The organism is Pseudomonas khorasanensis, from assembly GCF_014268505.2.
Taxonomy (GTDB): Bacteria; Pseudomonadota; Gammaproteobacteria; order Pseudomonadales; family Pseudomonadaceae; genus Aquipseudomonas; species Aquipseudomonas khorasanensis.
This window is the reverse complement of the sequence record NZ_JABWQP020000011.1, coordinates 152,297-172,604: the sequence shown is the minus strand read 5'-3', so window position 1 is coordinate 172,604 and position 20,308 is coordinate 152,297. Positions and strand designations below refer to the sequence as shown.

Genomic DNA, 20,308 nt, shown 5'->3' with positions numbered 1-20,308 from the left:
TATTAGGTAGCCGCTGTATGGGCGTCAACGAGCGAATCGTCGAAATGCCCTGCGGCGTTCCGCTGGGACAAGCCCCACCGGCGCAATAATCTGTAAACTCTCCCCTCTTTCGCCGCCCTCATTTCATCTGCGGCCATCACCTCTTTTCTGTAGCGGAGTCCACCTTGCGTCTGTTCCACACCTCCGACTGGCACCTTGGGCAAAACCTGCACGGCCAGGAGCGCGATTTCGAGCACGCGTGTTTTCTCGAATGGCTGCTGCGCCAGTTGCAATTGGCGCAGCCGGATGTGCTGCTGATTGCCGGGGACATCTTCGACACGGTCAATCCGCCGGTCAAAGCCCAGGAACGCCTCTACGATTTCATAGTCAGCGCTCATGAGCAGCAGCCGCCGCTGACCATCGTCATGATTGCCGGTAATCATGATTCCGGTTCGCGGATCGAGTTGCCGGCGCCGTTGATGCGGCGTTTGCGTACTCACGCGTTGGGTCGGGTGCTGTGGCTGGACGATGGTCAGCTCGATGCCGAACGCTTGTTATTGCCATTGCCCGATGCCAGCGGCGAAGTTGCCGCGTGGTGCCTGGCGCTGCCGTTTTTGCGCCCGGCGGAAGTCACTGGCGCGCATCTGGGCGACAACTATTTGCGTGGCATCGGTCAGGTGCATGAATGGCTGATCGCCGCGGCGAATGCCAAGCGCCAGCCCGGGCAGGCGTTGATCGCCATCAGCCACGCGCACATGGCCGGCGGTTCGGTGTCGGAAGACTCCGAGCGCAGCCTGATCATCGGCAATGCCGAAGCCCTGCCCGCCAGCCTGTTCGGGCCAAGCATCAGCTATGTCGCCCTTGGTCATTTACACAAGCCGCAGAAGGTCAACGGCGAAGAACGCATCCGCTACAGCGGCTCGCCGATTCCGCTGTCGTTTTCGGAGATCGGTTATCAGCATCAGATTCTCGATGTGGTTCTGGACGGTGAAACCCTGGTCAGCGTCGAGCCGAAATTGATCCCGCGCTCGGTCAATCTGCAGCGCATCGGCCCGGCGTCACTGACCGAGATTCTGCTGCAACTGGCTGACCTGCCGAACATCGACCTGCTCGCCGAAACCCAGCGCCAGCCGTGGCTGGAAGTGCGCGTGCGCCTTGATGAGCCGCAGCCGGATTTGCGCCATCAAGTGGAGACCGCGCTGCAAGGCAAAGCCGTGCGGCTGGTGCGCATCGCCGCCGAGTACGCCGGCAATCGCGGCGCCGATGGCAGCGATGACGGCAACACGCTGATCGAACTGGACCAGCTCACCCCACAGGAACTGTTCAGCCGCGCGTGGCTCGACAACTATGGCAACGAGGTCGATGAACAGACGCTCAAGGACTTCGCCGAACTGCTGCAAGACGTGCAATTGGAGGGCGAGCAGCCATGAAAATTCTCGCCATTCGTTTGAAGAACCTTGCCTCGCTGGCTGGGCCTTTCGAGATTGATTTCACTGCCGAGCCGCTCGCCAGCGCCGGCCTGTTCGCGATCACCGGCCCCACCGGCGCGGGCAAGAGCACACTGCTCGACGCCTTGTGCCTGGCGCTGTTCGGCGCCGTACCGAGGCTGAACAACACGGGCCGTGATGCCAAAGTCCCGGATGCCGACGGCGAAATCGCCACGGGCGACCCGCGCACCTTGCTGCGCCGTGGCACCGGAGAAGGCTATGCCGAAGTGGACTTTGTCGGTGTCGATGGCCGGCGCTATCGGGCGCGCTGGGAGGCCAATCGCGCCCGTGAGAAGGCTGCCGGCAAGCTGCAGGCCAGCCGGCAGAGCCTGCGCGATATCGATCAGGATCAACTGCTCGCCAGCCAGAAAGGCGAATACAAGACCCAGCTCGAAGCCGCGCTGGGCCTGAACTTCGAACAGTTCACCCGCGCCGTGCTCTTGGCGCAGAGCGAATTCAGTGCGTTCCTCAAGGCCGACGATAACGATCGTAGCGAACTGCTGGAAAAACTCACCGACACGGCGCTGTACACCCGCCTCGGCCGCCGCGCTTTCGACAAGACCAAAGAGGCCCGCGAAGCGCACAAGCTGTTGCAGGATCAGGCCACAGGTGTAACGCCGCTTGCGCCCGAAGCGCGGGCTGAGCTGGATGAGCGTTTCAACGCCGCGCGGCAACAACTGAAGCTGCAGCAAACGCAGCTCAAACAGCTTGAGCAGCAACACGGCTGGCTGAAGGATTTGCGTCTGTTGCAGGACTCGCAGCAAGCCGCCACCGAGCAACTGCACAGTGCCCAGCAGCAATGGGAAAGTCTGGCTGGCGAGCGCGTGAACCTGACGCGACTCGAACAGCTCGGCCCGCAACGTCATCAGTTCGCGCGCAAAACCGAGCTGGATGCACTGCTGTCGCCGCTCGCCGCGCAGATCGCCGAGCACACCCGGCAGCAGGCCGAACTGACTGAGCGACAGACGCAGCTGGAGCAACACCTCGAGGCGGCGAAACTGGCGCTGAGCGAAGCGCAGCACAAGCAAAGCGCAAGCGCGCCGCTGTTGCGTCAGGCGTTTGATGAGCAAAGCACCCTCGCCCGCCTGGCCAAGGACGCGGCCCACAGCGCAGAGGTGAAAAACGCAGCGCAACAAGCCCGAACTGACGGCGAGAGCGCCATCAAGGCCTTGCTCGAAAAGCACAGCGAGGTCGCCAAACGCCTGGATGATATCGCCGCTGGGCTTGAGAAAAACGCCCATCTGGCGCCACTCAGCGATGCGTGGAATGCCTACCGCGATCGCCTGCAACAATTGGTGCTGATCGGCAATCGCCTGAACAAGGGCCAGACCGAACTGGCGTCTCTGGAACAGAACGCTGCCCGCAGCGCTGAAGCATTGGCCACGCAAAAGCAGCAACTCGAAGTGCTGTTCAAAGAGGCCGGCGCCGAGCCGGATGCGGTCGCCGAGCAGATCGGCATTCTTGGCACGCTGCTGCAGGACAACCGCAAACAGTTGCGTGCCATCGAAGACCTGTCGCGACTGTGGGCCACCCGCCAGGATCTGGACAAGCGCAGCGCGCAGCTGCAACAGCGGCAACTCGATGCCCAGCAGCAACGCGAACGCCTGACCCAGGACGGTGTGAAAACCAAAGCCGAACTGACCGTTGCCGAGCAAACCCTCAATGTCACCCGCGAGCTGCTGGAGCGTCAGCGTCTGGCGCGCAGTGCCAGTGTCGAAGAGCTGCGCGCGCAGTTGCAGGATGACCAGCCCTGCCCGGTCTGTGGCAGCAACGAGCATCCGTATCATCAACCCGAAGCACTGCTGCAAAGCCTCGGTCGCCATGATGAAAGCGAACAGGCCAATGCGCAGCGTGAGGTCGATCAGCTTAAGGAAAAGCTGGTTGAGCTTCGCGCCGAGGTCGGCGGTGTCATCGCTCAGCAGAAAGAGTTGTTGCAGCAGCAGGAGCAGCTTGCCGAGCAGCAACAGGCGCTTGCGCCGAGTCTCGACGCGCATCCGCTGGCTGCGCAATTGCTCAATCAGGACGCCGACAAGCGCGACGCCTGGCTCGGCCGCCAGAATGACCAACTGAACCAAAGCATCACCCAGGACGAGCAGCGCCAGAACGCCCTGCTCACTCTGCAGCAGGACGCCGCGCGCCTGACTCAGCAATTGCGTCAGGCAGAAACCGCGCACCAGCAAGCGGCCCAGCACCTGAGCGATCAGCAGCGGCAACTGAGCGGCGACCGTCAGCGCCTGGATGAAGAATTCAGTGCACTCGCCAGTCTGCTTCCGGGCGAAACCCTTGAGGCCTTGCGCGCGGAACCCGCCGCAACCTTCATGCAGCTTGATCGCGAGATTGCCGAGCGTCTGGCCCAAGTCGATCAACAAAAGGAAGAACAGGCCGAACAGCAGCAACGCCAGCTCACGCTTGAGAAAGAACAGGATCGCCAGCAAACGCGTGTGCAGCAGGCGGAATCTGCCGAACAGCAATTCGCCGCGCTGACCGAACAGCAACAGGCCTGTCAGCAAAAACTTGCGCAACTGCTTGGCGAGCACGCCAGCGCCGAACAGTGGCAGCAGCAACTGGAACAGGCGGTGGAACAGGCGCGCCACGCTGAAACCACCACCGCGCAGGAGCTGCAAAGCGTACGCACGCAGCTTGTGCAGATAGCCGCAGAGCTCAAAGCCCAGCAGGACCGCTTGCAAGCGCTGGAAAGTGAAGACAAGGATCTGACCGGCAAAATTACCGACTGGCGCGCCCGTCACCCTGAACTGGATGACGGCGGTCTCGAGGCGCTGTTGCGCTTCGACGACGCGCAAGTCGCCGAACTGCGTCAGCGCCTGCAAACGAATGAAAAAGCCATCGAGCAGGCGAAGGTGCTGCTGCAAGAGCGCGATCAGCGTCTGGTCGAGCATCAGGCCCAGCACACCGGCAACCTCGATGCCGAACAACTCGCCAGCGCCCTCGACGATTTGCAAAAGCAGTTCAACCTCAGCGAACAACAGTGCGCGGAGCTAAGGGCCGAACAGGCAGAGGATCAGCGCCGGCAGAATGCCAATCAGGCGCTGGCCCAACAGATCGCCGACGCTTATGCCGAATACCAGCGCTGGGCGCGACTCAGTGCCCTGATCGGCTCGGCCACTGGCGACACCTTCCGCAAGATCGCCCAGGCCTACAACCTAGATTTGCTGGTGCATCACGCCAACGCGCAGCTGCGCCAACTGGTCAAACGCTATCGCCTGAAACGCGGCGGCAGCATGCTGGGCCTGCTGGTGATGGACACGGAAATGGGCGATGAACTGCGCTCGGTGCATTCGTTGTCGGGTGGCGAGACGTTCCTGGTGTCACTGGCGCTTGCGCTGGGGCTGGCATCGATGGCGTCGAGCACGCTGAAAATCGAATCGCTGTTTATCGACGAAGGTTTTGGCAGCCTCGACCCGGAATCCCTGCAACTGGCCATGGACGCGCTCGATGGCTTGCAGGCGCAGGGGCGCAAGGTCGCGGTGATTTCTCACGTGCAGGAAATGCACGAACGCATTCCGGTGCAGATTCAGGTGCGGCGTCAGGGCAATGGTTTGAGCACGCTGGAGGTGAAATGAACACGCTGTATTCCTTCCGCCGCTGCCCTTACGCGATGCGTGCGCGGATGGCGCTGCGTTATGCCGGCGTGCCAGTGGAGATCATCGAGGTCAGCCTCAAGGCCAAACCGGCCGAGATGCTGGCGATTTCGCCCAAGGGCACGGTGCCGGTGCTGAATGCTGATGGCTTGGTGATTGATGAGAGTCTGCAGATCATGCGCTGGGCGTTGGCGCAGAATGATCCGGATGATTGGTTGCTTGAGGGCGACTCAAGAATCGCCGAATTGATCGAAGCGAATGATCAAGTATTCAAAGTGCATTTGAACCGCTACAAATACGCCGAGCGTTACCCTGAGCAGCCGATGGAGGCTTATCGGGCTGAAGGCGAATTGTTTTTGCAGAAACTCGATGAGCTGCTTGAAGGTCGTGATCATTTGCTGGCCGATCATCCGAGCCTGGCTGACATCGCCCTGCTGCCCTTCGTCCGGCAGTTCGCTCACGTCGATCGCGAATGGTTTGCGCAGGCCCCGTATCCGCGATTGCAGGCCTGGTTGCAGCGCCTGCTCGAATCCGAGTTGTTTACTTCGATCATGAAGAAGTAATCAGAAACCCGCCTTACGTCGCGATCGTTCCCACGCTCTGCGTGGGAATGCCTCAAGGGACGCTCCGCGTTCCAGCTTGGGATTTGGGACGCAGAGCGTCCCGGGCTGCGTTCCCACGCAGGGTGGTCTGCACCCCATCGGTTGTGTCCAACTTTTGGGGTGCAGACCAGGGCGTGGGAACGATCATCAGTCAGGCCAGCACCTGGCACATGCCCAGCGCCGAGCAATCCACTTCAAACGGCCCGAGAAAATCGACGGCGATTTTGGCGGGAGGATTTCCGGCCAGCAGCCCCAGCGTGTTCGCTCGTTCAATGTTGTGCGCGATGTTGTGGTTGGCCTCTATGGCTCGTGCCAGCGCACCCACTGAACCTTGACCGATGCCCAGCAATGCCGCGCCGTTGGTCATCAACGCCAGACTGGCGATGACCCAGAGTCTATAGCCTTTCATGCGCCACCGACTCCTGCGAGCTCAGCCCTGTCGACCATGACGCTTTGCGAGCGCAATTCGAACTGAATGCCGGGGTGGGCGACGTCGATCGGGGCGTCGAAGCTGTGTTCCATCTGCGAAGCGATGCTGACGATCAGGACCACGGCCAGGTACAGACCGATGGCCAGGTAGGCGCCGCGTTTGGCGGAAGTGAGGATTGCGCTGGCCATGGTGTTCTCCCGTGGGCAAGTTGCGATGGCCACAGAATTAATCAAACGAGGCGAAGCAACCACTCAGCGTTTGCCATAGTAAACATCAGCTCCGTTGATTATTTAGCGGCTCTATCCCTGCGGTTAAACAAACCTATCGGCGTTGGACGCGCACACGTGCAGGAGCTGCCGAAGGCTGCGATCTTTTGATTTGCTTCTAAAAACAAGATGGTTTTGCTTCTACTGATCGTTCCTACGCTCTGCGTTGGAACGCCTCAAGGGACGCTCCGCGTTCCAATGGACGCAGAGCGTCCAGGGCTGCATTCCCACGCAGAGCGTGGGAACGATCGTGTGTACCGAACACACACGTGTAGGAGCTGCCGAAGGCTGCGATCTTTTGATTTGCTTCTAAAAACAAGATCAAAAGATCGCAGCCTTCGGCAGCTCCAACAAGGAGACGGAAATTTCAGGCTTGGGTTTTGTGATCCAGAGCGGCGTAGAACTTGGCGCTCTGTTGCAGGTATTTTTGGGTGTAGCTCTGGGCGTGGGATTTTTTGCTGGCTATTTCGACGTTGGCACTGGCAGGCAATACCACGGTGGCGGAAATGGCGGACGCGGCGATAACGGAGAAAAGATTGAAGTTCATGGCGGTAACCCTCGTGTTCGTTTGCTTGGTTTGCCCGGTCGGGCTGTGAAACAAACGTAACGCTGGAGGGTTGCCCGCTTGAAATCTTTTGTAGCATTAACCGTTATCAGCGTAATTAATACACCGATGCAGGCCCCGGGTTGCGGGGCCTGTGGCTTATTGTCGCACTAGAAACTTCAGGTCGCTGGGCGCGTCCATGGGCAGTTTCTGCACGGTTTCGCCGAGCAGACCGGTCTTCGCGTCGCGCTCGACGACGACAATCTGGTTGCTCTTCTGGTTGGCAATCAGCACAAATTTACCGCTCGGGTCGAGGGCAAATTCACGCGGGTGATCGCCGTCCACCGAACGTTTTTGCAGTTCCTTGAGCTGACCGTTCGCCGGGTCGATGCTGAACACGACGATCTGGTTGGCTGTACCGCGATTGCTGACGTAGAGAAACTTGCCATCGGCAGACGCGTGCAACGCCGCGCCGGCCTTGTCCGACGTCGGCTGGCCCGCCGCCAGGTCAACCAGTTGAGTCTGGGTGAGCACGCCGTCCTTGTAATCGAACACCGCAACCTGTGCGCTCATCTCCATGGTCAGCCAGGCATGCTTGCCATCGGCGCTGAACAGCAAATGACGGGGGCCGCTGCCGGCAGGCATGGCCACCGAAGCCGTTTTCGCCGGGGTCAGCGGCAAGTGCGGGTTGGTCTTGGGGTCGTATTGATAGATGAAAACCTTGTCCGCGCCCAGATCATTGGAGAACACGTAGCGCCCGTCCGGCGAGGAAACCGTTGAGTGCACGTGGTTCGACGCCTGACGCTCGGGATTGACCCGGCTCGCCGGGTGCGCGCTCATCTGCACCACCGGTTTAAGCTTGCCGTCGGCACCGACCGGCAACACGGCCAGGGTGCCGCCCGGATCTTCCATCACCGAATAGTTGCTGACGAACAAGTGGCTGGCGTCACCGCTGAGGCTCGAATGCGTCGGCTCGTTGCCCAGGCTCTGCACTTGACTGATCAGGCTCAGCGCCTTGCTTTTCGGGTCGATCGAAAAGCTGCTGACGCGGCCTACCGGATCGTTCTGGCCCGGGCCGTTCTCGTTGACGACGAACAGGCGTGACTGGTCTTTGGAAAGCGTCAGCCACGAAGGGTTTTCGGTCTGAATCACTTGCAGGGGCTTGGCGTCGATCTGGCCTGTGGCGCTGTCGAAGTTCATGCGGTAGAGGCCCTGGCTGGAGCCAGCGGTGTAGGTGCCCACCAGCAGCTGATAGCTTTCGGCCGACGCTGTGGAAAGTCCCATCGCACCGACGCTGCCGGCCATCAGCAGCGGCCAGAAATTACGCATTTTCATCAGATTCTTCCTCGTCATCGCTGCTGCTGACCACGTCGCCCATGCAAACCAGGCGATGCTCGCCGGTGGTCCTGGTGTCGCTGGCAAAGCCTTCGATCAGCCAGCTATGCAGCGTTTCATCAAACGTCGCGGCCTCGACCTGCGCCGGGGTGAATTCCCAGTGCTTGGCCTCGCGTCCATCGATGCATTCGATGTGCAGGTTATCGTCCTCGTCGAGGGCGAATTCGAAGGCGTGCAGGCCATCGATTTCGACCATACCGCAGTGTTCGAGGGCGTTGAGAAGGGTTTGGGCAGTCATGGCAAACAGTCTTTCTAGGGGGAAAGGGCCAATGATAGCCCAATGTGATCCAGAGGCCCCTGCTGGAACCTCTGTGGGAGCGAGCCTGCTCGCGAAGACGGTGTGCCAGTTAACAAATAACTGGCTGATAGTCCGCGTTCGCGAGCAGGCTCGCTCCCACAGGGGACATCGGCTTGGCTTTAGATCGCGTCACGCGATGGCTTGCCATCGACCAGACGCTGAATACGCAGCGGGTTAGCGTTTTTCAGCGGTTCCGGCAGCAAGCTGTCCGGGTAGTTCTGGAAGCACACCGGGCGCAGGAAACGATCGATCGCCAGCGTGCCGACCGAAGTGCCGCGCGCATCGGAAGTCGCCGGATACGGGCCGCCGTGGACCATCGAATCGCACACTTCCACCCCGGTCGGATAACCGTTGAGCAGGATGCGCCCGACCTTTTGTTCCAGCAGCGGCGTCAGTTCGGCGAATTGCTCGAAGTCCGCCGGTTCGCCAATGATCGTCGCCGTCAGTTGACCGTGCAGACCGTGCAATGCCGCGCTGAGTTGCGCCTGATCGGCCACTTCAACAATCACCGTGGTCGGACCGAACACTTCTTCCTGCAGCACTTCCTCACCGTTGATCAACAGGCTGACATCGGCCTTGAACAACTGCGGCTGCGCCTGATTGCCCTGCTGCGCATTGCCGGCCAGATGCTCGATGCCGCTGTGCGCCAAAAGTTTTTCCAGACCTTTGCCATAGCTGCCGAGGGTGCCGGCGTTGAGCATGGTTTGTGCCGGTTGGTCGCCGATCAGGCCGGCCAACTGCTGCACGAATGCGCTGAACTGTGGCGAGCGAATACCAATCACCAGGCCCGGGTTGGTGCAGAACTGGCCACAGCCCTGAACCACCGAAGCAGTCAGGTCGCGAGCGACTGTTTCCGAACGCGTGGCGAGTGCCTGTGGCAAAACGATCACCGGGTTGATGCTCGACATTTCGGCGAACACCGGAATCGGTTGCGGACGCGCCGCAGCCATGTCGCACAGAGCGCGACCGCCCTTCAGCGAACCCGTGAATCCCACCGCCTGAATCGACGGATGCTTGACCAGCCATTCGCCGACCCCGCCGCCGTAGATCATGTTGAAAACGCCTGCCGGCATGCCGGTTTTCTCCGCCGCGCGCAGCACTGCGTCCGCGACCCGTTCAGCGGTGGCCATGTGGCCGCTGTGGGCCTTGAAAACGACCGGGCAACCGGCGGCCAGTGCCGACGCGGTGTCGCCGCCGGCGGTGGAGAATGCCAGCGGGAAGTTGCTCGCGCCAAACACCGCGACCGGGCCGAGACCGATGCGGTATTGGCGCAGATCCGGACGTGGCAGTGGCTGGCGATCCGGCAGTGCCAGGTCAATGCGCGCACCATAGAAATCACCGCGACGCAGGACTTTGGCGAACAGACGCATCTGACCGCTGGTGCGACCGCGTTCACCCTGAATGCGACCGGCCGGCAACGCGGTTTCGCGGCAGACCACAGCCACGAAATCATCGCCGAGGGCATCGAGTTCATCTGCGATTGCGTCGAGGAACTGCGCGCGACGCTCGGCACTGAGGCTACGGTAAGTCGGGTAAGCCGCAGCGGCGGCCTTGGCTGCGGCGTCTACTTCTTCCGCCGTCGCCTGAATGAAATCGTGCGGCAAGGCTTCGCCGGTGCTGGCGTCAACCGAGTGCAGTTTGATGTTGCCGACGGCGCTGCGCTGACCGCCGATGTAGTTGTGACCGAGAATCTGAGTCATGGGATCTCCTTAAAGGGTGCCGATGCTGTCCGGTTCAAAAGCCGCTTTGACCGGTGCGATGCCGTTGACCAGCGGTGCGCCGAATTCGGCCTGGCTGATCTCGAACGTGTCGCCCGGCTGGGTGCGGATGCCGTCGGCAAACGACAGGGTTGCCGTGCCGAAAAAATGTATGTGCACGTCGCCCGGACGCAGGAACTGACTGTACTTGAAATGGTGGTATTCGAGGTTCGCCAGGCTGTGGCACATATTGGCCTCGCCGCTGAGGAACTCGTTCTGCCACAGCACTTCGCCGTCACGCAGGATTCGACTGGTGCCGGCAAGGTGTTGAGGCAATTCACCGGTGCGAAGTTCCGGGCCATAGCTGCAACTGCGCAATTTGGAGTGAGCAAGGTACAGGTAATTCTTGCGTTCCATGACGTGATCGGAGAACTCGTTGCCCACCGCGAAACCGAGGCGATACGGCTTACCGTCGTTGCCAATAATGTACAGGCCGGCCATCTCCGGCTCTTCACCGGCGTCTTCGGCAAACGGCGGCAGCGGGAACGGTTGCCCCGGACGCACGACGATGCTGCCGTCACCCTTGTAAAACCACTCTGGCTGAACGCCGGCCTGCCCCGCCGCCGGCTTGCCGCCCTCCACGCCCCATTTGAAAATGCGCATGGTGTCGGTCATTGCCGCTTCGTCGCCGGCCTGCTGGTGCATCTTGTCGCGGGCGGAGGCGCTGCCCAGGTGAGTCAGCCCGGTACCGCTGACCAGCATGTGCGCCGGGTCCGGGTGGTCCAGCGGTGGCAGGATGCGCAGGTCGTTGAGCAACTGCGCATAGTCGTGACTGGCGCCCAGGCCGAGGGTCTGCACTTGCTGCTCGAGGGTGCTGCCGGCTTCGATCGCGGCCAGCGCCAGATCGCGCACGCTGCGGGCGTCCTGCACTTCGCGGACCTGACCGTTGTCGACCACGCCGACGCGGCGTTCGCCGTTGGTTAATTCGAATTGAACCAGATGCATATGTCCTCTCCTAATACAAAAATTCGAAACAGTGCAAAACTCTGTGGGAGCTGGCTTGCCAGCGATAGCCATAGGTCTGACACATCAGTGCCGGATGTGCCGCCGTCATCGCTGGCAAGCCAGCTCCCACAGGTTCGGTGGTGATTGTCTCCAAGCGTCAGGTTCGGGTCGCACCGCGCGCACTCGCGGCGAACTGATCAGCCGGCAGCACGTGCTTGCGCTCCAGTACCCGATAAACGATGCCCGTCAGAATCAAGCCGAACACCATCACACCCGAGAGGAAGTACAACCCTGAAGCCAGGTTGCCGGTGTACTCCTTCAACGCGCCAATCACGAACGGCCCGATGTAGCCGCCGAGATTGCCCACCGAGTTGATCAATGCGATCCCGGCGGCTGCACTCGCGCCAGCGAAGAAGCGCCCCGGCAACGTCCAGAACACCGCCGTGCACGAGAACAACGCAAACGCCACCAGACACAGCGCCGCCAGTTGCGCGACCGGCAACGACAGCCAGGCACTGAGGAACAGGCCGATTGCGCCCAACACATAAAGGACGGCCAGATGCCCGTAGCGATCATTCAGGCGGTCGGAGCTGCGAGGAATGATCAGCAGGCCGATGATCCCGAAAATGTACGGCACCGACGAGACGAACCCAGTCACCAGATCGCTGCCGCCAAACTGCTTGATCAGCGTCGGCAACCACAGGCCCAGGCCATAGATGCTCAGGGTCACTGGCAGGTAGAACAGCGCCAGCAACAGCACGCGTTTGTCTTTAAGCGCATGCAGCGGATTGCCGTGACGCGTCTGGCCATACTCCTGCAAGTCCTTTTTCAGCTCGCCGGTCAGCCAGTCTTTTTCAGACTGATCCATCCACTTCACTTGCTGCGGGCCGTCCGGCAGCCAGCGCAGTACCGGCCAGGTCAGCAGGATCGCCGGGGTGCCAATGACGATGAACAGCCACTGCCAGCCGTGCAGACCAAGAATGCCGTCCATGCCCAGCAGACCGCCGGACACGGGACCGGTGATCATCATCGCGATCGGTTGCGAAAGGATGAACAACCCGAGGATCTTGCCGCGATGGCGCACCGGGAACCATTGGGTGATGTAGTACAGAACGCCGGGAAAGAAGCCCGCCTCGGCCGCACCGAGCAGAAAGCGCATCACGTAGAAACTGTGCGGGCCCTGGACGAACGCCATGCCGATGGTGATCGCGCCCCAGGTAATCATGATCCGTGCAAACCAGCGCCGGGCGCCGAAGCGTTCGAGCATCAGGTTGCTGGGAATCTCGAAAAGAAAGTAACCAATGAAGAACAGCCCGGCACCGAGGCCATAGGCCGCATCGCCGATGCCGATGTCGGCGCCCATGTGCAGCTTGGCGAAGCCGACGGCGGAGCGATCCACATAGGCGATCAGGTACAGCAGGATCAGGAAGGGAATCAGTTTCAGCGTGATGCGCCGGATAAGCCGCAGTTCCTGGCTCATGAGATCGGTCTCCGATTGTTGTTTTTATAGAACCTCGGGGGACGCCTCTCGCCAAAACAGCCAGGGCCAACCCTCCGTCGAAAACGACTATATAGTAATACTAATTACCCAACAACTCTTCCAAAGCCACGATTTTGAGCTTAGATTAAGCGTCAGCTCGCAAACAATAGTCTTACAATAAGAGAATCGATCATGTCTGATAAGAAACCCACCCTGCGCTCCGCCCAATGGTTTGGCACGGCCGACAAAAACGGCTTCATGTACCGCAGCTGGATGAAGAATCAGGGCATCGCCGACCATCAGTTCCACGGCAAGCCAATTATCGGCATCTGCAATACCTGGTCGGAACTGACCCCGTGCAACGCGCACTTCCGCCAGATTGCGGAGCACGTCAAACGCGGGGTGATCGAGGCCGGTGGCTTTCCGGTGGAATTCCCGGTGTTCTCCAACGGTGAATCCAATTTGCGCCCGACTGCCATGCTCACCCGCAACCTGGCGAGCATGGACGTTGAAGAAGCGATTCGCGGCAACCCGATCGACGGCGTGGTGCTGCTGACCGGCTGCGACAAAACCACCCCGGCGCTGCTGATGGGCGCGGCCAGTTGCGATGTGCCGGCGATCGTTGTCACCGGCGGGCCGATGCTCAATGGCAAGCACAAGGGCAAGGACATCGGCTCCGGCACCGTGGTCTGGCAACTGAGCGAACAGGTCAAGGCCGGCACCATCACCATTGACGATTTCCTCGCGGCCGAGGGCGGCATGTCGCGTTCGGCCGGCACCTGCAACACCATGGGCACCGCGTCGACCATGGCTTGCATGGCTGAAGCCCTCGGCACTTCGCTGCCGCACAACGCGGCAATTCCGGCAGTCGATGCGCGACGTTACGTGCTGGCGCACATGTCCGGCATGCGTGCTGTGGAGATGGTTCGCGAAGACCTGAAACTGTCAAAAATCCTCACCAAGGAAGCGTTCGAAAACGCCATTCGTGTCAACGCTGCCATCGGCGGTTCGACCAATGCGGTGATTCACTTGAAAGCCATCGCCGGGCGCATTGGCGTCGAGCTGGATCTGGATGACTGGACCCGCATCGGTCGCGGCATGCCGACCATCGTCGACCTGCAACCGTCGGGGCGTTTCCTGATGGAAGAGTTCTATTACGCGGGTGGTCTGCCGGCGCTGCTGCGTCGCCTCGGCGAGGCGAATCTGATTCCCAACCCTGACGCGCTGACCGTGAACGGCAAGTCGATCGGCGAGAACACCAAAGATGCACCGATCTATGGCGAAGACGAAGTGATCCGCACCCTCGACAATCCGATCCGGGCCGACGGCGGCATTTGTGTGTTGCGTGGCAACCTGGCGCCGCTGGGCGCTGTGCTCAAGCCGTCCGCCGCGACCGCCGAACTGATGCAGCATCGTGGCCGTGCGGTGGTGTTCGAGAACTTTGACATGTACAAGGCGCGGATCAATGATCCGGAGCTGGACGTGGACGCCAACTCGATTCTGGTCATGAAGAACTGCGGGCCGAAGGGTTATCCGGGCATGGCCGAAGTCGGCAACATGGGCTTGCCGGCCAAGCTGCTGGCGCAGGGTGTGACCGATATGGTGCGCATTTCCGATGCGCGGATGAGCGGCACGGCGTACGGCACGGTGGTCTTGCACGTTGCCCCGGAAGCCGCAGCGGGTGGACCTTTGGCGGCCGTGAAAGAAGGCGACTGGATCGAACTCGATTGCGCCAGCGGCCGTCTGCATCTGGACATTCCGGATGCCGAACTGGCAGCGCGCATGGCGGATCTGCAAGCGCCGCCGCAATTGCTGGTGGGTGGTTATCGTCAGCTGTACATCGACCACGTGCTGCAGGCGGATCAGGGTTGTGACTTTGACTTCCTGGTGGGTTGCCGCGGGGCGGAAGTGCCGCGTCACTCTCACTAACACCCCACCGATCGTTCCCACGCGCAGCAAAGGAACGCAGCCCGGGGCGCTCCGCGTCCCTTTCAGAGCTGGAACGCGGAGCGTCCCTTGAGGCATTCCCACGCAGAGCGTGGGAACGATCATTGCTCGCCTCAAGATTGTGCCGTGCCTGCTATGATGCGCGGCATCTCCATCGATCAGGATCGCGCCACTCCCCATGGATTACCGCAAACCCTCCGACCGTAAAAGCATGCATTCGCGCATCGTCCAGGAACTGGGCATGCAGATCGTCTCCGGACGTTTTTTGCCCGACGACAAACTGCCTGCCGAAGCCCTGCTCTGCGAGGAATACGCGGTCAGCCGGCCGGTGTTGCGTGAGGCTACGCGGGTACTGGTGGCCAAGGGTCTGGTGTATTCAAAACCGCGCGTGGGCACGGTGGTCAAGGCCCGCCGCGAATGGCACATGCTCGACCCTGACGTCCTGCACTGGCTGATGCAAAGCAGCCCGCAGAATGAATTCTTCAATGTGCTGACCAGCGTGCGCAGCATCATCGAACCGGCCGCCGCCGCCCTCGCCGCTCAGCATGCGACCGACGCCGACATCGCCGCCATCAACGAAGCCTATCAACGCATGGAAGCCGCGCCGACGCCGGAAGCGTTGCTGCAACCGGACCTGGATTTCCACAGCCGGATCGCCGATGCGACGCACAACGATTTGCTGGCGAACCTGTGCAATATGCTCGCGGTGGCGATTGCCGAAGCGTTGAAGCATTCCAACCAGCGGCCGAATCTGCATGAACTGGCGCTGCCACGGCACAAGGCGATTCTGACCGCCATCGAGAACCGCGATGCCCTGGGCGCCCGGCATGCCACGTTGGTGCAGCTGGATGATGCGCGTAGTGCGTTGAGTGTGGTGCTTGGCGCTGAGCTCACTTAGCGCTGAAGATCGGCCTGTGGGAGCGAGCCTGCTCGCGAAATCGGTCTGGCTGTGACATTTGTGCTGTCTTACACTCTGCCTTCGCGAGCAGGCTCGCTCCCACAGGGAATCGGCGCCTGGTTCAAAAATGAAAAAGCCGCAACCCCTCAAGGTCGCGGCTTTGTCATTTCAGGCTATGGGATCAGTGCGCAAACAGCGAATTGCCCTTCTGCCCCGCCAGTTTCTCCGGCTTGATCAGGAACTTCGCCAGCGCCGGCAGCAGCCACAGCGCACCGAACATGTTCCACAGGAGCATGAAGGTCAGCATCAGGCCCATGTCGGCTTGGAACTTGATGGCCGAGAAGATCCAGGTGCACACGCCGATCGCCAGGCACAAACCCGTGAACAGCACGGCTTTACCAGTGGATTTCAGGGTCTGGTAATAGGCTTCCTGCAACGGCAGACCGGCACGCAAGAAACTTTCCAGGCGGCTGTAGATATAAATGCCGTAGTCGACACCAATCCCCACACCCAGCGCCACCACCGGCAAGGTCGCCACTTTCACGCCAATGCCCATGAACGCCATCAGGGCGTTGCCGAGTACGGAGGTGAGCACCAGCGGCAGCACAATGCACAGAGTCGCCGCCCACGAGCGGAAAGTGATCATGCACATCACCGCCACACAGATGTAGACCAGAATCAGGATGGTCAGCTCAGCCTGTTTGATGACTTCGTTGGTGGCCGCTTCGATCCCCGCGTTACCGGCGGCGAGGATGAATTCCAGGCCGTCCTTGTTGTTCTCCTTGGCGAACTCCTGCACCGCATGCACTGCGCGATCAAGGGTTTCAGCCTTGTGATCGTTTAGGAAAACCAGCACCGGCGCCAACGAGCAACTGTTGTTGTACAAGCCGTCGGCGCGGGCGATCGAGTTGTTCAGCACGTCAGGGTTGCGCGACAGGGTTTCCCATTTCAGGTTGCCCTCGTTCATGCCCTTGATCATCTGCTTGGACACGGTCACCAGCGAGATCGCCGACTGCACGCCCTCGGTGTTCTGCATCTTCCACATCAACTGATCAATCGGTGCCATGGCTTCGTAGCGCGAGCAGCCTTCGGCCTTGGTCTTGACCATCACCACCAGCACGTCGGAACTGGTCGAGTAATTGCTGATGATGAAGTTGTTGTCCTTGTTGTAGCGCGAGTCCGGACGCAGTTCCGGCGCGCCTTGATCGAGGTCGCCGATTTTCAGGTTCTGGCTGTACCAAAGGCCGCCACCGAAGGCGACGAGCGCGAGAGCCACGGAGATCGGTGCGACTTTCGGGCTGGCGAAGTTTGACAGCAGGCGCCAGAACGGGTGCTCGCGGTTCGCGTCTTTCTTGCTCTTGGCAATCGCGCGCTTGCTGATACCCACGTAGGAAATCGCAACCGGCAGCAGGATCAGGTTGGTGAACACGATCACCGCCACGCCGATGGACGCGCCGATAGCCAGCTCACGGATCACACCGATGTCGATGATCAGCAGCGTAATGAAGCCCACCGCATCGGCAAGAATCGCGATCATTCCCGGCAGAAACAGTTGCCGGAACGTGCGTCGTGCCGCAGTCAGGGCATTGTCGGCTTCACTGGATTGCAGCGCGATACCGTTGATCTTCTGCACGCCGTGGGAAATGCCGATGGCGAAAATCAGGAACGGCACCAGCATCGAATAAGGATCAAGCCCGAAGCCAAAGAAGTGCATCAGCCCGAGCTGCCAGACCACCGCCACCAACGTCGTGCTCAACACCGCAATGGTGCTGCGCAGGCAGTTGGTGAACCACAGTAGCAGGATCAGGGTGATGACGAAGGCGATGCCGAAGAACAGCACCACCATCACCAGACCGTCGATCAGGTCACCGACCTTCTTGGCGAAACCGACGATATGGATCTTGATGTTGGGGTTCTGCGCTTCGAACTTGTTGCGGATCTTGTCTTCAAGTTCATGGGAGAACTTGCGGTAGTCCAGCGCCAGCAACTTGCCCTGATCCTGCGGATCCGGGTAGGACTCCAGCAGCGGAATGTCGACGATGCTCGACTTGAAGTCGTTGGCGACCAGACGCCCGACCTGCCCGGACTTGAGCACGTTGTTGCGCAACAGATCGAGGCTGTCCTGGGAGCCGTTGTAACTCTGCGGAATCACTTCGCCGCCAGCGAAACCCTCCTCGGTCACTTCGGTCCAGCGTACGCTCGGGCTCCACAATGACTTCAGGCCGGAGCGATCGACGCCGGAAATGTAGAACACTTCGTCGTTGATCTGGCGCAGGGTCTCCATGTACTCCTTGGAGAAGATGTCGCCGTCGGTGGCCTCCACCGAGATGCGCACGGTGTTGCCCAGGTTCGCCAGATCGTTGCGGTGTTCCATCATCTTCTCGATGAAGGGGTGCTGCAGCGGGATCATTTTTTCGAAACTGGTGGAAGGCCGGATCAGCGTCGCCTGCCAGAACAGGAAAATGCTCACCACCAGGCAGATCAGAATCACGGCCGGGCGGTTGTTGAAGATGAGGCGTTCGAGGAACGTCGCCTTGTCCTGATGATGAGTGCTCAAGGAAGTCATAGCCCCGCCTTCTTGTTATGGGTCTCGGCACCGTTTGGCAGGGTGATGTGCAAACCACCCTGCCCGGTCAAAATCAGGTTGCCGTTGCCGGCGGCGGTGACCGACGACAGCGAAATGCGATCCGGGCGGTTGAACACGCTGAAGGTTTCGCCATTGTCACTGCTGCTGATCACCGAGCCGCCGTTGCCGACGATGACAATCGAGCCGTCTTCGAGCAGCGTGCCGCCGGACAGGCCGAATTCCAGCGCCCCGCGCGCGGCTTTGAGCTCGACCTGTTCCCATGTGCTGCCGAAATCGGTCGAACGGTAGAGGTTGCCGCGCAGGCCGTAAGCCAGCAGGGTCTGCGCTTGCGCCGTGCCGATCACACCGAACAGCGAGCCTTCGTACGGGCCTTCGAGCTTTTCCCAGGTCTGGCCTTCATCGGCGGAGCGAAACATGCTGCCCGACTCACCGACGATAAACAGCCCGGCGTCCTTTACGGCGGCAATGGCGTTGAGGTGGAACTGGTCTTCGTTATCGAGGCGATCGCTGACGTCTTCCCAGTTTTTGCCGCCGTCGGTGGTTTCCAGCAGCGTGCCGTAAGCGCCCACGGCAAAGCCGCTGTTGGCATCCTTGAACCAGACGTCGAGCAGCGGCGATTCGCGTTTGAGGTCTTCAAACTGTTTGGTCCAGGTCAGACCGCCGTCTGCGCTGGCGAGAATCTGTGCGTCATGCCCGACCGCCCAGCCATGTTTGTCGTCGACGAAGTACACGGCGGTCAGCAGTTGCCGGGTTGGCACTTTGGCCTGGGTCCAGGTCTTGCCCTGGTCGTCGGAATAGACGATGTGCCCGCGATCCCCGACCGCGACCAGGCGCGCGCCAGCGTGGACGACATCGAGAATCAAGCTTTTTGCGGCCTTGGCCGATTCGGTGGCATAGACCCCGTCAGCCGGGGCCTCGGCTGCCATGACAGGCGCCGATAACGTGGCAAAGCCCAACAGCGAAAGTGCTGTGACCAGCAACGCGGTGTTGCGTAACGCCGGCGGGCGGCAACGACTCATAGACCTTCCCCTATTTATTATTGTTGGGCCATCAAGCCTTCAAGGGCGCCGCAAGGGTTCTCGGGTGATGGCAGGTCAGAAGCATAGTCCTGAAACCCGCAACCCAGAGCCCCTTCGGAAGCTGGCTCATCCTATCGGGCTTTGCAAATGTCTGACAATCGGCGCCACGTTATCTTTTGTTAACCGAAAGCAGCTCCCTGTAACAGATGAATTCCCTTGTGGGAGCGAGCCTGCTCGCGAATGCGATGTACCAGTCACCCTGTTTATTGGCTGACCCACCGCCTTCGCGAGCAGGCTCGCTCCCACAGGGGTTGGGGTGGTCTTGGTATTTGTGGTTGTCAGTGAATGCGGCGCCATTCGCCGGATGGATACGGCAAATCTTTCGAGGGGGACTTGCACGATCGGTATTATGGTATACCATCAGACGCACAGACACTCTCAATCCCCCAACGGAGCAGCTCATGAGTTTCGAAATTCGCAAGATCGTCAGCTATGTCGAAGAAACCTTCATCGAAGGCGGCAAAGCCACTGACACGCCGGTGACCATGGTCGGCCTCGCCGTAGTGATGAAGAATCCTTGGGTGGGCAACGGTTTTGTGGACGATCTCAAGCCGCAGATCCGTGCCAACTGCTCGGACCTCGGCGCGATGATGGTCGAGCGTCTGGTCGGCATTATTGGCGGCGCCGAGAAGATCGAGGCGTACGGCAAAGCTGCGGTAGTCGGCGCCGATGGCGAGATTGAGCACGCGTCGGCGGTGATCCACACCTTGCGCTTCGGCAACCACTATCGCGAAGCGGTAAAAGCCAAGAGCTACCTGAGCTTCACCAACAAGCGCGGTGGCCCTGGCACCTCGATTCAGATCCCGATGATGCACAAGGACGACGAGGGCCTGCGTTCGCACTACATCACCCTGGAAATGCAGATCGAAGACGCGCCGCGTGCCGACGAAATCGTCGTCGTGCTCGGTTGCGCCGACGGTGGTCGCCTGCACCCGCGCATCGGCAACCGTTACATCGATCTGGAAGAACTGGCCGCCGAAAAAGCCCAGTAATCACAATAAAAAGGCATTGCAGG

General features: G+C 60.6%; 16 protein-coding genes. 6 read left to right on the top strand and 10 right to left on the bottom strand.

Annotated features, from left to right (window positions below; translation table 11 throughout):
- The first annotated feature begins 164 nt into the window (after positions 1-164).
- Genes HU727_RS20705 through HU727_RS20695 form a run of 3 tightly spaced genes read left to right on the top strand, consistent with a single transcriptional unit; the run spans position 165 to position 5,628 of the window.
- Positions 165-1,409, top strand: coding sequence for an exonuclease SbcCD subunit D C-terminal domain-containing protein (locus HU727_RS20705; RefSeq protein WP_186533253.1), 1,245 nt, complete (start codon positions 165-167; stop codon positions 1,407-1,409).
- A complete protein-coding gene (locus HU727_RS20700; RefSeq protein WP_186533255.1) occupies positions 1,406-5,047 on the top strand; it encodes an AAA family ATPase in 3,642 nt (1,213 codons plus the stop codon). Before HU727_RS20705 ends, HU727_RS20700 begins: the two co-directional genes overlap by 4 nt.
- Positions 5,044-5,628, top strand: coding sequence for a glutathione S-transferase (locus tag HU727_RS20695; RefSeq protein ID WP_186533257.1), 585 nt, complete (start codon positions 5,044-5,046; stop codon positions 5,626-5,628). Before HU727_RS20700 ends, HU727_RS20695 begins: the two co-directional genes overlap by 4 nt.
- A 190-nt stretch (positions 5,629-5,818) precedes the next feature.
- On the opposite strand, the gene HU727_RS20690 is transcribed toward HU727_RS20695, so the two are convergent.
- The 8 genes from HU727_RS20690 to HU727_RS20655 all read right to left on the bottom strand — a co-directional run bounded on the left by HU727_RS20690 (position 5,819) and on the right by HU727_RS20655 (position 12,782).
- Positions 5,819-6,076 (bottom strand): hypothetical protein, encoded by a 258-nt coding sequence (locus HU727_RS20690; protein WP_186533259.1) that lies wholly within the window; start codon positions 6,074-6,076, stop codon positions 5,819-5,821.
- Positions 6,073-6,285: a hypothetical protein gene (locus HU727_RS20685; protein ID WP_186533261.1), complete on the bottom strand. Its 213-nt coding sequence runs from the start codon at positions 6,283-6,285 to the stop codon at positions 6,073-6,075. The genes HU727_RS20690 and HU727_RS20685 overlap by 4 nt, the downstream gene beginning before the upstream one ends.
- Before the next feature lie 445 nt (positions 6,286-6,730).
- A complete protein-coding gene (locus tag HU727_RS20680; protein ID WP_186533262.1) occupies positions 6,731-6,910 on the bottom strand; it encodes a hypothetical protein in 180 nt (59 codons plus the stop codon).
- Between the two features lie 156 nt (positions 6,911-7,066).
- Positions 7,067-8,242 carry a lactonase family protein gene (locus HU727_RS20675; protein WP_186533264.1) on the bottom strand — a complete coding sequence of 392 codons (1,176 nt, stop codon included), beginning with the start codon at positions 8,240-8,242 and terminating at the stop codon, positions 7,067-7,069.
- Positions 8,229-8,540 carry a DUF5629 family protein gene (locus HU727_RS20670; RefSeq protein ID WP_186533266.1) on the bottom strand — a complete coding sequence of 104 codons (312 nt, stop codon included), beginning with the start codon at positions 8,538-8,540 and terminating at the stop codon, positions 8,229-8,231. The genes HU727_RS20675 and HU727_RS20670 overlap by 14 nt, the downstream gene beginning before the upstream one ends.
- A 179-nt stretch (positions 8,541-8,719) precedes the next feature.
- Positions 8,720-10,300, bottom strand: a complete 1,581-nt coding sequence (locus HU727_RS20665) for an aldehyde dehydrogenase (NADP(+)) (protein ID WP_186533268.1) — start codon at positions 10,298-10,300, stop codon at positions 8,720-8,722.
- Positions 10,301-10,309: 9 nt separating this feature from the next.
- Positions 10,310-11,302, bottom strand: a complete 993-nt coding sequence (gene araD1 / locus HU727_RS20660) for an AraD1 family protein (RefSeq protein ID WP_186533270.1) — start codon at positions 11,300-11,302, stop codon at positions 10,310-10,312.
- 157 nt (positions 11,303-11,459) lie between these two features.
- Entirely contained in the window at positions 11,460-12,782 is a 1,323-nt protein-coding gene (locus HU727_RS20655) for an MFS transporter (RefSeq protein ID WP_186533271.1), read from the bottom strand.
- 192 nt (positions 12,783-12,974) lie between these two features.
- Here HU727_RS20655 and HU727_RS20650 point away from each other — a divergent pair, with 192 nt between their 5' ends.
- Both HU727_RS20650 and HU727_RS20645 read left to right on the top strand, forming a co-directional pair.
- Positions 12,975-14,711, top strand: coding sequence for an IlvD/Edd family dehydratase (locus HU727_RS20650; protein WP_186533272.1), 1,737 nt, complete (start codon positions 12,975-12,977; stop codon positions 14,709-14,711).
- 196 nt (positions 14,712-14,907) lie between these two features.
- On the top strand, positions 14,908-15,627 hold the full coding sequence (locus HU727_RS20645; RefSeq protein WP_016775009.1) for a FadR/GntR family transcriptional regulator: 720 nt from the start codon (positions 14,908-14,910) through the stop codon (positions 15,625-15,627).
- A gap of 181 nt (positions 15,628-15,808) precedes the next feature.
- Here HU727_RS20645 and HU727_RS20640 read toward each other — a convergent pair whose 3' ends face one another.
- Both HU727_RS20640 and HU727_RS20635 read right to left on the bottom strand, forming a co-directional pair.
- Positions 15,809-18,193 (bottom strand): efflux RND transporter permease subunit, encoded by a 2,385-nt coding sequence (locus tag HU727_RS20640; protein WP_186533273.1) that lies wholly within the window; start codon positions 18,191-18,193, stop codon positions 15,809-15,811.
- A complete protein-coding gene (locus HU727_RS20635; RefSeq protein ID WP_186533274.1) occupies positions 18,190-19,233 on the bottom strand; it encodes a WD40/YVTN/BNR-like repeat-containing protein in 1,044 nt (347 codons plus the stop codon). The genes HU727_RS20640 and HU727_RS20635 overlap by 4 nt, the downstream gene beginning before the upstream one ends.
- Before the next feature lie 461 nt (positions 19,234-19,694).
- Between HU727_RS20635 and HU727_RS20630 the strand changes: the two genes are divergently transcribed.
- Complete coding sequence (locus tag HU727_RS20630; protein ID WP_186533275.1) at positions 19,695-20,285, top strand: amino acid synthesis family protein; 591 nt, start codon at positions 19,695-19,697, stop codon at positions 20,283-20,285.
- The last annotated feature ends 23 nt before the right edge of the window (positions 20,286-20,308 follow it).

Coding starts and splice junctions, on each gene's coding strand:
- HU727_RS20700 (WP_186533255.1), top strand. CDS start 1,406: ATGAAAATTCTCGCCATTCGTTTGAAGAACCTTGCCTCGCTGGCTGGG.
- HU727_RS20695 (WP_186533257.1), top strand. CDS start 5,044: ATGAACACGCTGTATTCCTTCCGCCGCTGCCCTTACGCGATGCGTGCG.
- HU727_RS20690 (WP_186533259.1), bottom strand. CDS start 6,076: ATGAAAGGCTATAGACTCTGGGTCATCGCCAGTCTGGCGTTGATGACC.
- HU727_RS20685 (WP_186533261.1), bottom strand. CDS start 6,285: ATGGCCAGCGCAATCCTCACTTCCGCCAAACGCGGCGCCTACCTGGCC.
- HU727_RS20680 (WP_186533262.1), bottom strand. CDS start 6,910: ATGAACTTCAATCTTTTCTCCGTTATCGCCGCGTCCGCCATTTCCGCC.
- HU727_RS20675 (WP_186533264.1), bottom strand. CDS start 8,242: ATGAAAATGCGTAATTTCTGGCCGCTGCTGATGGCCGGCAGCGTCGGT.
- HU727_RS20670 (WP_186533266.1), bottom strand. CDS start 8,540: ATGACTGCCCAAACCCTTCTCAACGCCCTCGAACACTGCGGTATGGTC.
- HU727_RS20665 (WP_186533268.1), bottom strand. CDS start 10,300: ATGACTCAGATTCTCGGTCACAACTACATCGGCGGTCAGCGCAGCGCC.
- araD1 (WP_186533270.1), bottom strand. CDS start 11,302: ATGCATCTGGTTCAATTCGAATTAACCAACGGCGAACGCCGCGTCGGC.
- HU727_RS20655 (WP_186533271.1), bottom strand. CDS start 12,782: ATGAGCCAGGAACTGCGGCTTATCCGGCGCATCACGCTGAAACTGATT.
- HU727_RS20650 (WP_186533272.1), top strand. CDS start 12,975: ATGTCTGATAAGAAACCCACCCTGCGCTCCGCCCAATGGTTTGGCACG.
- HU727_RS20645 (WP_016775009.1), top strand. CDS start 14,908: ATGGATTACCGCAAACCCTCCGACCGTAAAAGCATGCATTCGCGCATC.
- HU727_RS20640 (WP_186533273.1), bottom strand. CDS start 18,193: ATGACTTCCTTGAGCACTCATCATCAGGACAAGGCGACGTTCCTCGAA.
- HU727_RS20635 (WP_186533274.1), bottom strand. CDS start 19,233: ATGAGTCGTTGCCGCCCGCCGGCGTTACGCAACACCGCGTTGCTGGTC.
- HU727_RS20630 (WP_186533275.1), top strand. CDS start 19,695: ATGAGTTTCGAAATTCGCAAGATCGTCAGCTATGTCGAAGAAACCTTC.